This is a genomic window from Sporosarcina sp. P34, assembly GCF_002743375.1.
Lineage (GTDB): Bacteria > Bacillota > Bacilli > Bacillales_A > Planococcaceae > Sporosarcina.
Genome location: NZ_PDZC01000001.1, coordinates 159,209 through 172,494 on the forward strand (window position 1 = coordinate 159,209; position 13,286 = coordinate 172,494).

Below are 13,286 nucleotides of genomic sequence, written 5' to 3' on the forward strand. Positions count from 1 at the left end.
AAGTGGAAGGGAGGGTAGCCTATGGAATATGAAATACGGTCAGATACAGGACGAAAGCGAACTGTCAATGAAGATGAAGCCGCCGTATTCGTTCATCCTGAAAGGCAGACAGTACTTGCAGTCATTGCTGACGGAATGGGCGGTCATAAAGGCGGAGATTACGCCAGTTCCACAGCAGTGCGTATGATAGGCGAGCGATTCATGTCCGCTGACGAAGAAGTCGTAACGGAGCAGGATTGGATTGACTTGTTGTATGATGCGGTAGTCGATATTAACCAGTTATTGTATACAACTGCCCAAGCAGATGCTACGTATAAAGGCATGGGAACTACGCTAGACCTTGCACTACTGTTGGATGATCACTGTGTAGTTTTTCATGTGGGCGACAGCCGAATATATCAAGTGACAGGCAAAGCGATTCGCCAAATAACAAAGGACCATTCTTTTGTTAATGTGTTGATCGATAGCGGAGAAATTACGGAACAAGAAGCCGAAGTCCATCCGCAACGGAATTGGATTATGAAAGCGGTCGGTTCAGAGAAATCTATTGTACCTGATCGCTACAAATTTTCGTTATTGTCGCAGTCGTATGTATTACTTTGTACAGATGGTTTAAGCAATAAAATCGAAAAGGAAACTATGCTCGATATTATGTCGAAGCAAAGTTCTTTAGCAGACAAAGCAGATGAGTTCATTGCCTTGGCGAACCAGCGTGGTGGGGAAGACAATATTACAGTAATCTTGCTGGCTATACCCGAAATTGAGGTGACCCCGGTATGATTGGAAAACGAATCGGTAAGCGATACGAAATTATTCGGGTGATCGGTGACGGAGGTATGTCCAGAGTTTACATGGCGCATGATATCATTCTCGACCGCGATGTAGCGATCAAGGTATTGCATTATGATTTTTCCAATGAAGATGAATTAAAAAAACGGTTTCAGCGCGAAGCACTTTCTGCTACGAGCCTGACACACCCCAATATTGTAAATATTTTCGATGTCGGTCAAGAAGACGAACTCCATTACTTAGTGATGGAATACATAGCCGGCAAAACACTAAAAGACTATATCCATACCCATGGTGCATTATCGGCTGACCATGCTGTGTCTATTATGAAGCAGCTTGTATCTGCCATCTCACACGCTCATCATAACGGTATTATTCATCGTGATATTAAACCTCAAAATATTTTGATGAACGGTGAAGATGACGTAAAAATAACAGACTTTGGAATTGCCATGGCTTTAAATTCAACGGCACATACGAAGACAAACTCTGTTATTGGAACTGTCCATTATCTGTCTCCTGAACAAGCCAGAGGCGGTATGGCTACGAAACGATCAGATATCTATTCACTCGGTATTGTATTTTATGAATTACTGACAGGGGAGTTGCCGTTTTCAGCGGAGACAGCGGTAGCGATTGCGTTAAAGCATCTGCAAGAAGAAACACCATCCGTCCGTGAGCAGTATCCTGAAATACCTCAAAGTGTAGAAAACGTCATTTTAAAGGCAACAGCTAAAGATTCATTCTATCGCTACACGACTGCAGATGACATGTATGATGATTTACTAACTGTTTTATCTCCGGAACGATTGAATGAAAGCAAATTTGCCTTGCCGTTTGATGATGACAAGACAATGGCTATTCCTGTTATTAAAGACGTTGCGAAATCCGCTGTTGTGGCAGATACAATGAAAATAGATCCTGTAAAACCCGAATCAGTAGTACCTGTGAAAAAGAAAAAGAAGAAGTGGCCGTATGTAGTAGTGAGTAGTATTCTGCTACTTGCGTTACTGGCATTCATTTTGGTTATGATGATGAAACCAAAAGAGATTGTCGTACCTGAAGTAGTAGGCGAAGAAGAGCTTGTTGCGACAGAGATACTCGAAAAAGAGGGCTTTGTTATAGATGAACGTTTTGAAGAGACGTCCGACGAATTCACGGTGGGGCAAGTCATTAAAACAGTACCTCAGGCGGGAAAGAAACGTAAAGAGGGAGACGGTGTGAAATTATTTATTAGTGCCGGGAAAGATCCTATGGTACTTAGTGATTACACGGGCCGGAACTTTGAAGCGACTAAACGCTTTTTAGATGGCTATGGATTTTTACCTATTGAATCAGTGGAAGTCTATTCGGATGAGCCAAAAGGAACAATTCTTAGCCAGCAACCTGAAGCAGATCAGTCTGTTATTCCCGAGGAAACAGAGTTAATCTTCACGGTAAGTAAAGGCAAAGAGTTACAATCTCTTGATGATTTATCGGGTATGTCTGCAAAACAACTAGAAGACTACGCGAAGAAATCTGGCCTAAAGATTCACATTGTCAGTGAGGAACATTCAGATAAAGTGGATAAAGGATATGTCGTTTCTCAGAAACCTTCCAAAGGAGAAAAAATGGAGAAAGGGGAACGGGTGGATGTCGTAGTTTCGAAAGGGCCTGCATCCAAGCCGATTAAATTGTTGGTGAAGACCGTAATGATCCCGTATGACTCTCCTGAAGAATCAACAGATGAAGATGATGAAGGGGAAATAGATTCAGAAACAGACTCGAAACCCCAATTGGAGCCCGTTCCTCAGAAAGTCCAGATTTATATACAGGACCGCACACACACGATGAATGATCCTGTCGAGGAATTTGAGATTACAGATGATACGACACGCAAGATTACAATCGAACTTCTTGAAGGCGAGCGCGGTGGATATAAAATCATGCGTGATCAAACGGTGATTGAAGAGGATAAATTCAACTATACAGATTTAGAATAGAGGAGGAGTTCGATGGCTGAAGGCCAAATTCGTAAAGCAATCAGTGGCTTTTATTACGTAGAACATAAAGGGAATTTAATTCAATGTAAAAGCCGGGGCGTTTTTCGATTAAAGAAAATTAATCCCTTGGTAGGAGACTTCGTTACGTATGTACCTGACGGAGCCAATGATGCGACGATTACAGATGTCCATGAGAGGAAAAGCGAGTTAGTCAGACCGCCCATTGCCAATGTAGATCAAGTGTTATTGGTCTTTTCAGTCGTGGAACCCAATATGAGTCTTCGTTTACTCGATCGTTTCTTGACAGTCATTGAATCACATCAATTAGAACCCATTTTGTATATTTCTAAAGAAGATCTTGCCAACCCTAATACACTAGAAGAAAATGAAAAAAATCTCGCGTATTATCAACATATCGGTTACACTGTTTTGCGTAATGTGGAGAATAAGCATTCATTACTCGAAACACTTCGCCCGTATGTTAGTGGTAAAACTACTGTACTAGCAGGTCAGTCCGGAGTGGGCAAATCCACGTTATTAAATACGTTATTACCTGAATTACAACTAAAAACCGGTGTGATCTCCGATGCGCTTGGACGGGGGAAACACACTACACGCCATGTAGAGTTATTGGAAGTGGCAGATGGCTTAGTAGCCGATACACCTGGGTTTAGTTCTCTCGATTTCGAACATATCGAAAAAGAAGAACTGCGGGATTATTTTGTGGAAATCTCAGAAGCGGGTGAAGGTTGTAAATTTAGAGGATGTCTTCATGTCAAAGAACCGGGTTGTGCAGTTAAAGCACAAGTTGAAGAAGGAATCATTTTGGAAGGTCGCTACGAAAATTACTTACTGTTCTTGCAAGAAATTACCGATAGAAAGCCGAGGTATTGATTATGATAAAAATTGCACCATCTATTTTAGCCGCAGACTTTGCTAAACTTGGTGAAGAAGTGAACGAAGTAGAAAAAGCAGGAGCCGAACTAATTCACATCGATGTAATGGACGGACATTTTGTGCCAAATATTACGATGGGTCCCATTGTCGTCGAAGCGTTGCGTCCATTGACGGAGTTACCGCTTGATGTTCATTTGATGATTGAAAATCCGGATGCTTATATCGAGGATTTTGCGACGGCGGGTGCAGATTATATTACTGTACACGTAGAAGCATGCCCTCACTTGCATAGAACACTACAATTGATTAAATCGACAGGTGCGAAACCAGGCGTTGTATTGAATCCTCATACACCGATTGAGCAAATCCTGCATGTCCTTGAAGAAATTGATATGGTATTGTTTATGACAGTCAATCCAGGTTTTGGTGGGCAGTCGTTTATCCATTCCGTCTTACCAAAAGTGAAGCAACTCTCTGATATTATCAAAGAACGAAATCTTTCCATCGAAATCGAGATTGATGGGGGGATCAACGAAGAAACAATCAAACCTTGTGTGGAAGCGGGTGCGACTATTTTTGTTGCAGGTTCAGCAATCTATGGTAAAGAAGACCGGGCAAAAGCACTCCAAGCTATTAAGTCGGCAGGTGAGAGTGTGATGGCGAAATGAAATATGCTATCGTGTGTGCAGCAGGTCCTATAGAGGAAGTAGTTGATCTAGATGAATATATTCAAGAAGATACTGTGTACATCGGTGTAGATCGCGGTGCGTTGTATTTATTGGAAAAAGGCATTCAGCCCAATGAAGCAGTTGGTGACTTCGATTCTGTGACGGACGAACAGTTAAAACAAATTAACTCGAACGTAGAAATTGTCCATCGTGCGAATGAAGACAAAGATGAGACAGACACAGAACTGGCTGTACAGCGAGCGCTTGCATATGAACCTGATTATATTATTTTGACTGGCGTGACGGGTGGTCGCTTGGATCACTTACAGTCTGCATTGCATTTATTGTATCGTATGCAAGCGGAAAATCGTAAAGTGAAATTCAAGATACACAATACGACGAATGATATCCGTGTCATGCTTCCTGGCGTGAGACGTGTAAAGAAAGACGCGCGCTATCCATACACTTCCTTTTTCTCGTTTGGCCCCGTCGTGACAGGGTTGACGTTGACAGGATTCAAATATGAAACGGTGAATGAACGATTAGAAATGGGTGTAACACGTTTTACAAGTAATGAAACAGTGGCGGATGTTTGTACTATATCTTTCCGTGAAGGCATATGCTTAATGGTAAGGAGTTCAGATTCCTGAAAGGAGTTGGGGGATTTGCGAGTATACACATTCACGCTTCCGAAGTTTGTCAGTAACATTGTAAGAAAGTGCGCAGTAGCTTTCCAAAAGGACAGCCGTACGAAAACAACCGTTGCTGCCAATCCAAAAGCCGCCAAGACAAAAAAACGCAAAAAAGAAAAATCACAAAGCGCCTAAGAAGGTGCTTTGTGTTTTTTTCTTTTTTAGTAAGGCAAAAAAGCGCCTTTATGGCAATTCCTCCAACATCTGTCGAGGCTACCCAGGCGCTTTCAGCTTTAGATTATTATACTCGTTGTACTTTGCCTGATTTCAAAGCTCTTGCAGATACCCAAACGCGTTTAGGTTTGCCATCGATTAGGATTCTAACTTTTTGAAGGTTAGCGCCCCAAGTGCGCTTGCTAGAGTTCAAAGCGTGAGAACGAGTGTTTCCAGAACGAGCTTTACGTCCAGTAATAACACATTGTTTAGCCATTTTAGTTCCTCCTCGTGAATTTATTTAGCGATTCACGTTACAATTCGCATACCATAGTACTTTATCATAAGCTACGTATCGATGCAACAATTTTTTTTGATACTTTCAAGGTTTTTTCCTTTACACTATATTTTAACGGTTTCAATACTTTCATTCCTGATGAATTCCCGTATAATGTACGTATGATGTGTCTAGAGATGGGAGGAGAAGAGGAATGTCAATCGAACTGAGAAATGAGCATGGTACGATAGATATTACAAATGATGTAATTGCGCAAGTGGTCGGAGAGGCTGCGGTCGAATGTTATGGAATTGTGGGGATGGCTTCTCAGCACCAAATTCGCGATGGGCTTACAGAAATTCTTCGCAAAGAAAACTATTCTCGTGGCGTGATTGTTCGTAACGAGGGAGATGCATTCCATATCGATATCTACGTCATCATGAGCTATGGCACGAAAATTACTGAAGTGGCCTATCAAGTACAATCTAAAGTGCAATATATAGTGAAAACCACGTTAGGTTTATCAGTAAGTTCAATCAATATTTTTGTTCAGGGAGTTCGTGTGACGAACGTGTAAAAGGAGGCCTTTAAGTCAATGACTTCAATCAATGGATTGCAATTTGCGAAGATGGTAGAAATGGGTGCGCATCATCTTCATCAAAATGCGGATTATGTGGATTCTTTAAATGTATTCCCGGTGCCAGACGGTGATACGGGAACGAATATGAATTTATCCATGACATCCGGTGCGAAAGAAACAGAAAGAAATGCGCAACAACATATTGGCTTGACGGCACAGGCATTTTCAAAAGGATTGCTAATGGGTGCCCGTGGGAATTCTGGAGTGATTTTATCCCAGCTATTCAGAGGATTCAGCAAGCAAATTGAGAATGAAGCAGAAGTAAACGTAAAACAATTTGCGGAAGCACTTAAATATGGTGTAGATACAGCTTATAAAGCGGTTATGAAACCTGTAGAAGGAACCATTTTGACAGTCGCTAAAGATGCAGCAAAGGCTGCTGTTGAGCATATAGAAGTGTCAGCGGATTTAACAGCGTTACTAGAAATTATTGTAGAAGAGGCCAAGGAATCGCTGAAACGGACGCCTGATCTACTGCCAGTTCTAAAAGAGGTAGGAGTAGTAGACAGTGGTGGACAAGGTCTCGTATATGTATATGAAGGATTTTTGGCATGCCTAAAAGGTGAGGATTTACCTGAGAAGGTAGTTATGCATTCAATGGATGACCTAGTGATGAAAGAGCATCACCGCAGTATACAAGGTTTCATGAACTCAGAAGACATCGAGTTCGGCTACTGTACGGAATTCATGGTCAAATTGGATTCGGGTAAGTTGCTCGACAAACCATTTGACGAGGCAACATTCCGTCAAGACTTGAGCGAACTAGGTGACTCACTGCTCGTCATTTCAGATGATGAAGTAGTAAAAGTACATATTCACACTGAAGAACCTGGAGATGCTTTATCTTATGGACAGAAATATGGTTCATTGACGAAGATGAAGATCGATAATATGCGTGAGCAACACAGTGATATTATGAGTCGGGATCAAGTATCAACAACAAAGCCGGTTCAGCATAAATACGCAATTGTGACGGTTTCTATGGGTGAAGGTATCGCAGAACTACTGAAAAGTATTGGAGCATCTGCCGTGATTGAGGGCGGTCAGACGATGAATCCATCTACGGAAGATATCGTCAAAGCGATTCAGGAAATCGGTGCAGAACGCGTATTGATCTTGCCAAATAATAAAAATATCATTATGGCGGCTGAACAAGCGGCTGAAGTGTTGGAAATTGAAGCGGCAGTTGTGGCAACGAAATCTGTTCCGGAAGGCTTGGCGGCTATTTTGGCATTCAACCCCGAAGCTTCAGTTGAGAAGAACGCGAAAGCAATGTTACAAGCGGCTTCTACTATTAAAACTGGTCAGGTCACTTATGCTGTTCGTGACACATCGATTGATGGTGTAACGATTCATAAGGATGACTTCATGGGAATCGCACAAGGGAAAATCACTAGCTCTAATTCTTCATTAGAAGATGTAACGAAGAACCTCATTTCTTCCATGATCGATGAAGTGGATGAGATTGTCACAATTATTTATGGTGAAGATGTGACGCATGAAGAAGCAGAAATGATCAGTAGCTATATCGAAGAACAATTTGAGCATGTGGATATAGAAGTGTACGCTGGAAAACAGCCGCTCTATCCATATATTATCTCTGTTGAATAAATACATTACGTTGTCCCGTAAGTGGGGGCAACGTTTTTATTATCCTGTCTTTTCATGGTAAACTAAAAAAGAGGAACATTCGTTTTCCAACAAGGTATGGAAAGGAGGTCATTTTCACGTGGGGAACATTTTAAAAAACAGTGTAGGTACAGTAAAAGGAATAGGCAAAACAACAACTGAACAATTCGGAAAGCTAGGAATTCTGACGATTGAGGATTTATTATATACTTTCCCTTATCGCCATGAAGATTTTCGTATGACAGATTTGACTGAAACACCACATGGCGAACGTGTCACAGTAGAAGGTCGGGTAGAGTCCGAACCGACAGTATTTTTCTCTGGGAAAAATCGCTCCAGAATGCAAGTCCGTTTATTGGTCGGTCATCATTTGGTGAAAGCTGTATTTTTCAATCAACATTACTTAAAAGATCGTCTGCTCACAGGAATGCAAATAAATGTTACCGGTGCATGGGACCGTGGTCGTCAGACGATTACGGTGAATCGTTTACATACCGGTGAACAGACTGATTTTGAGCCGGTTTATAGTTTGAAGGGAATTATGCATCAAAAAACGTTTCGTCGTTATATGCGTACAGTCATAGACTTAACTGCCCAAGATATAGAAGAGACACTACCGCGTGAGATGCTGGAAGTATACAAGCTACCATCTATAGCTGAAGCATTGGAAATGGTCCACTTCCCAACTAAAGCTGAAGACGTTAAGCATGCCCGTAGACGTTTTGTTTATGAAGAATTATTGCTGTTTCAGTTGAAAATTCAAGGAATGAAAAAGTTGCGCAAAGAACAGGAAAAAGGACTTGTCATTCAATATGATTTGAATTTATTGAAGAAGTTCATCAGTACATTGCCGTTCGAATTAACAAACGCGCAAAAACGTGTGGTGAATGAATTATGTGCAGAGTTGAAATCACCACTCCGCATGAATCGTTTACTGCAAGGGGATGTGGGATCAGGTAAGACAGCTGTCGCAGCCATAGCGCTATATGCAGCCGTTACTGCAGGATTCCAAGGCGCATTGATGGCACCAACGGAAATATTGGCTGAACAACACGCTGAATTATTAGCCAACTGGTTCGAACCATTCGGTGTGACTGTTGCATTTCTTGCTGGATCTACAAAAGCAAAAGCAAGAAAAGAGTTGTTGGAACGCTTAGAAGCTGGGGATATAGATTTGCTGATCGGAACGCATGCGCTCATCCAACCTGAAGTACAATTTCATAAACTAGGCTTTGTTGTGACAGATGAACAACATCGTTTTGGAGTGCAACAACGTCGTGTTTTGCGAGATAAGGGCTTAAACCCCGATGTACTATTTATGACTGCGACTCCTATTCCAAGAACATTGGCGATTACGGTATTTGGTGAAATGGACGTTTCGATCTTAGACGAACTACCGGCAGGACGAAAAGAAATTGAAACCCATTGGTTGAAAGAAGACTCCTTATTACCTGTGTTACAGAAGATGGAGAAAGAGTTACGTGCAGGAAGACAGGCGTATGTCATTTGTCCGTTAATCGAGGAATCGGATAAATTGGATGTCCAAAACGCAGTCGAAGTACATGCAGAATTAAGTAATTATTTTGGTGGTCGCTATAAAGTAGGTTTGATGCATGGTCGATTATCTCCAGTCGAAAAGGATCAGGTCATGAGGGAATTCAGTGAAGGACTGTTAAACGTTCTTGTTTCCACGACAGTAGTAGAGGTAGGTGTCAATGTGCCGAACGCCACTTTCATGCTGATTTATGATGCAACAAGATTCGGTCTAGCCCAGTTACACCAATTAAGGGGACGTGTAGGGCGGGGGTCAGATCAGTCATATTGTGTATTGCTTGCTAATCCGTCAACAGAAGAAGGTAAGATGCGCATGCAATCGATGACGGAAACGAACGACGGATTTATTTTAGCTGAAAAAGATTTGGAGTTACGCGGAGCAGGAGATATTTTTGGCAAGAAACAGAGTGGAATGCCAGAATTTAAAATGGCTGACTTGGTCCATGATTTCAAGGCACTCTCTATAGCGCGTGATGATGCGGAACGCTTATTGAATTCGGATGCGTTTTGGACAAATGATGAGTACGCAACGTTACGTGGACGTCTTGAGCAATCGGGCGCACTCACTGATAAGCGGATAGATTGATAGATGTGAACGGAGTATATTCGATAACCTCTTGCAATCTGATTTACCTCTTTATATACTTAGTATTAATACCAAGTGCTAATCTAAAGGGGTGTAGTAATTGAGAGTTCCTAAACAGGAGAGGCAACAATTACTCGTAACGCTGCTTGAAGAAGATCCATTCCTGACAGATGAAGACATTGCCAGGCATTTTTCTGTGAGCATTCAAACCGTACGGCTAGATCGGCTGGAATGTCGTATTCCTGAATTGCGAGAGCGATTGAAATCCGTAGCGTCGCAACAAATGTTAGGTACAGTGAAGTCTATGCAAGCTGAAGAAATATTTGGAGAAATTATTGATGTGGAATTGGATAACAAAGCCATTTCAATTTTTGATGTAAAAGAAGTGGATGTGTTTAAACGAAATGGAATTGCCAGAGGTCATCATTTATTTGCGCAGGCGAATTCATTAGCTGTAGCAGTCTTAGATGATGACTTGGCTTTGACGGTTCGTTCCTCACTGCACTTTCAAAAACCAGTTAGAGCCGGTGATCGCGTAGTGTGTCGTGCTACTGTGCGTAAGGAAACCTTGAAAGATAAAAGTACGGTTGTCGACGTCCTGTCAACAGTAGAAAGTGAGCCTGTTTTCTCGGGAGAGTTTCAGATGTATCGTACAACAAAAAAAGGTGGGTAATTACATATGATTATTGCAGTAGATGCAATGGGTGGAGACAACGCACCCGGGGAGATTGTGAAGGGTGTATTACAGAGCCTTCATGCATTTGATGACATTAGAATACATATATTTGGTGATGAGCAAAAAATGGCACCATTTCTCGAAACACATCCACGCCTTCAAGTAGTACATTGCTCCGAAGTTATTGAACCTGATGATGAGCCTGTGCGTGCAATTCGAAAGAAAAAAGATGCTTCCATGGTCCGTATGGCGCAAGCCGTAAAAGATGGAGAAGCACAGGCATGTGTATCAGCCGGTAATACAGGTGCTCTCATGTCGGCGGGACTCTTTATCGTAGGTCGCTTGGAAGGTATTCAAAGACCAGCGCTAGCACCGACGTTACCGACGATTGACGGCAGTGGCTTCGTGTTGTTGGATGCTGGAGCAAATTCAGATAGTAAACCTTCACAGTTGGCGCAGTTTGCCGTCATGGGGAGTATCTACGCGGAGAAAGTGCGCGGAATTGACAAGCCGCGTGTAGGCTTATTAAATATCGGAACAGAAGCAGGAAAAGGGAATGAGCTTACAAAATATGCCTATGAAGAGTTACAAGCTGCATCCATAAACTTTATCGGGAATGTGGAGTCGCGTGATTTATTGAATGGCGTGGCAGATGTCGTGGTCACAGATGGCTTTACGGGTAATATGGTATTGAAAACTATTGAAGGTACGGCAATGAATGTGTTTTCCATGATCAAAGAAGTGTTTATGTCTTCGTTAAAAACTAAGCTTGCGGCTGGATTAGTGAAAGATGATCTAAAAGGTTTAAAAAATAAGATGGATTACTCGGAGTATGGTGGAGCAGGTTTATTTGGTTTGAATCATCCTGTCATCAAAGCGCACGGTTCATCGAATGCCACTGCATTTTTTAATGCAGTTCGCCAAGCGAGAACCATGGTACAATACCAAGTATGCGAAACAATTAAAAAAACAATCGGAGAGGAAGAGGAATCTTGAGTAAACTCGCATTTGTTTTCCCGGGACAAGGCTCACAAGCTGTAGGGATGGGGAAAGTATTTACAGAGAAGAACGAAGCGTGTAAGGAATTCATGCGAAAGGCTGACGAAGCTCTTGGATTTGAACTGAGCGCATTGATGCTAGAAGGCCCTCAAGATGAATTGACGTTGACGTATAATGCTCAACCGGCTCTACTCACGGTGGGTGCCATGATTGCTGCACGTTTGGAAGAAGAAGGCATTATGCCGGATTATACAGCAGGACACAGTCTGGGTGAGTATACCGCTCTTGTTGAATCCAAGGTTCTTTCATTTGAAGATGCGGTAGTTGCTGTTCATAAAAGAGGTCTGTATATGAATGAAGCCGTACCTGCAGGTAAAGGTGCTATGGCGGCCATACTTGGAATGGATCGTGATGTTTTGGAGTCAATTACATCGAACATCACAGAGTCCGGACACCCTGTACAACCAGCCAACTTAAACTGCCCCGGCCAAATTGTTATTTCCGGTGCAAAAGAGGGTGTGGATAAGGCCTGTACAGCCTTGAAGGAAGCGGGTGCGAAACGTGCATTGCCATTGAATGTAAGCGGACCTTTCCACTCAGTTCTAATGCAACCAGCAGCTGGAGAATTACAAAAGACGCTTGAAGGTATCGAAATGAAGGATGCTGAAATTCCTATCATCGCAAACGTTACGGCAGATGAAGTAACGAAACAAGACGAAATAAAAAAATTACTGGTTGAACAATTGTACTCACCGGTACGCTGGGAAGAGTCTGTTGAAAAATTACTTGAACTGGGTGTTACTCGTTTCATAGAGTGTGGACCTGGAAAAGTGTTGAGTGGATTAATCCGAAAAATAGACCGTACAGCGAAAGTATACCCAGTATATGATGAAGAAACGCTTGAAAAGTTGCTTGAAGAAGCGAAAGGATGGTCATGATGGGAAGATTCGATGGAAAAACAGCAGTAGTCACAGGAGCATCCAGAGGGATTGGGCGCACTGTCGCTTTGCGCTTAGCGTCTGAAGGTGCTAAAGTAGTCGTCAATTATAGCGGTAGCCAAGATCGAGCAGAAACTGTAGCAGCCGAAATTCGCTCTGCGGGTGGAGAAGCGCTCGTATTTCAAGCAAATGTCTCCAATGCTGATCAAGTGAAAGCTATGATGGATGAGACGATTAAACAATTCGGTAGCATTGATCTCCTCGTCAATAATGCTGGCATCACGCGAGACAATTTATTGATGCGCATGAAAGAAGACGAGTGGGATGATGTATTGGCCATTAATTTAAAGGGTGTTTTCCTTTGCACTAAGGCTGTAACGCGCCAAATGATGCGTCAGCGTGCAGGAAGAATCGTCAATCTGGCTTCTGTTGTAGGAGTTGCAGGTAATGCAGGGCAAGCAAATTACGTGGCAGCAAAAGCAGGGGTTATTGGATTGACGAAAACAACTGCAAAAGAATTAGCGGCACGTAATATTTTAGTAAATGCTGTTGCTCCAGGATTCATCACAACGGATATGACAGATGAGTTGGGCGATGACATGAAAGAGCAATTATTGTCAACGATTCCTTTAGGCAAGCTTGGAAGTGCGGAAGATGTAGCGAGCGTTGTGGCATTCTTACTATCCGACGATGCAAAATATATTACGGGTCAGACTATCAATGTAGATGGCGGCATGGTGATGTAAAAGAACTACTTCTATGAAAGCGCTATTTATGGTTGCGTTACGAGGGGACTAACCTCTATA

14 protein-coding genes are annotated in these 13,286 nt (G+C 42.3%); 13 read left to right on the forward strand and 1 reads right to left on the reverse strand.

Going from position 1 to position 13,286, the window contains the following annotated elements:
• Positions 1–21 precede the first annotated feature (21 nt).
• The 6 genes from CSV63_RS00795 to spoVM are packed head-to-tail and all read left to right on the forward strand — an operon-like array spanning position 22 to position 5,163.
• On the forward strand, positions 22–780 hold the full coding sequence (locus tag CSV63_RS00795) for a Stp1/IreP family PP2C-type Ser/Thr phosphatase (RefSeq protein WP_099694120.1): 759 nt from the start codon (positions 22–24) through the stop codon (positions 778–780).
• On the forward strand, positions 777–2,771 hold the full coding sequence (gene pknB, locus CSV63_RS00800; RefSeq protein ID WP_099694121.1) for a Stk1 family PASTA domain-containing Ser/Thr kinase: 1,995 nt from the start codon (positions 777–779) through the stop codon (positions 2,769–2,771). The genes CSV63_RS00795 and pknB overlap by 4 nt, the downstream gene beginning before the upstream one ends.
• 12 nt (positions 2,772–2,783) lie before the next feature.
• A complete protein-coding gene (gene rsgA, locus CSV63_RS00805; RefSeq protein ID WP_099694122.1) occupies positions 2,784–3,665 on the forward strand; it encodes a ribosome small subunit-dependent GTPase A in 882 nt (293 codons plus the stop codon).
• 2 nt (positions 3,666–3,667) lie between these two features.
• Positions 3,668–4,336, forward strand: a complete 669-nt coding sequence (gene rpe / locus CSV63_RS00810; RefSeq protein ID WP_099694123.1) for a ribulose-phosphate 3-epimerase — start codon at positions 3,668–3,670, stop codon at positions 4,334–4,336.
• Positions 4,333–4,986, forward strand: a complete 654-nt coding sequence (locus tag CSV63_RS00815; protein ID WP_099694124.1) for a thiamine diphosphokinase — start codon at positions 4,333–4,335, stop codon at positions 4,984–4,986. The genes rpe and CSV63_RS00815 overlap by 4 nt, the downstream gene beginning before the upstream one ends.
• A gap of 15 nt (positions 4,987–5,001) precedes the next feature.
• The gene (gene spoVM, locus CSV63_RS00820) at positions 5,002–5,163 is read left to right on the forward strand and encodes a stage V sporulation protein SpoVM (RefSeq protein WP_099626352.1); all 162 of its coding nucleotides are present in this window, start codon (positions 5,002–5,004) and stop codon (positions 5,161–5,163) included.
• Between the two features lie 106 nt (positions 5,164–5,269).
• On the opposite strand, the gene rpmB is transcribed toward spoVM, so the two are convergent.
• Positions 5,270–5,458 (reverse strand): 50S ribosomal protein L28, encoded by a 189-nt coding sequence (rpmB, locus tag CSV63_RS00825; RefSeq protein ID WP_029052334.1) that lies wholly within the window; start codon positions 5,456–5,458, stop codon positions 5,270–5,272.
• Positions 5,459–5,672: 214 nt separating this feature from the next.
• Between rpmB and CSV63_RS00830 the strand changes: the two genes are divergently transcribed.
• The 7 genes from CSV63_RS00830 to fabG all read left to right on the forward strand — a co-directional run bounded on the left by CSV63_RS00830 (position 5,673) and on the right by fabG (position 13,226).
• Complete coding sequence (locus CSV63_RS00830) at positions 5,673–6,035, forward strand: Asp23/Gls24 family envelope stress response protein (RefSeq protein ID WP_099630885.1); 363 nt, start codon at positions 5,673–5,675, stop codon at positions 6,033–6,035.
• An 18-nt stretch (positions 6,036–6,053) separates the two neighbouring features.
• Complete coding sequence (locus CSV63_RS00835) at positions 6,054–7,709, forward strand: DAK2 domain-containing protein (RefSeq protein ID WP_099694125.1); 1,656 nt, start codon at positions 6,054–6,056, stop codon at positions 7,707–7,709.
• 118 nt (positions 7,710–7,827) lie between these two features.
• On the forward strand, positions 7,828–9,867 hold the full coding sequence (gene recG / locus CSV63_RS00840) for an ATP-dependent DNA helicase RecG (protein WP_099694126.1): 2,040 nt from the start codon (positions 7,828–7,830) through the stop codon (positions 9,865–9,867).
• 100 nt (positions 9,868–9,967) lie between these two features.
• Positions 9,968–10,540, forward strand: a complete 573-nt coding sequence (gene fapR / locus CSV63_RS00845; protein WP_099694127.1) for a transcription factor FapR — start codon at positions 9,968–9,970, stop codon at positions 10,538–10,540.
• A 6-nt stretch (positions 10,541–10,546) separates the two neighbouring features.
• Complete coding sequence (plsX, locus tag CSV63_RS00850; protein ID WP_099694128.1) at positions 10,547–11,539, forward strand: phosphate acyltransferase PlsX; 993 nt, start codon at positions 10,547–10,549, stop codon at positions 11,537–11,539.
• The gene (gene fabD / locus CSV63_RS00855; protein ID WP_099694129.1) at positions 11,536–12,480 is read left to right on the forward strand and encodes an ACP S-malonyltransferase; all 945 of its coding nucleotides are present in this window, start codon (positions 11,536–11,538) and stop codon (positions 12,478–12,480) included. Before plsX ends, fabD begins: the two co-directional genes overlap by 4 nt.
• A complete protein-coding gene (fabG, locus tag CSV63_RS00860; protein WP_099694130.1) occupies positions 12,480–13,226 on the forward strand; it encodes a 3-oxoacyl-[acyl-carrier-protein] reductase in 747 nt (248 codons plus the stop codon). The genes fabD and fabG overlap by 1 nt, the downstream gene beginning before the upstream one ends.
• Positions 13,227–13,286 lie beyond the last annotated feature (60 nt).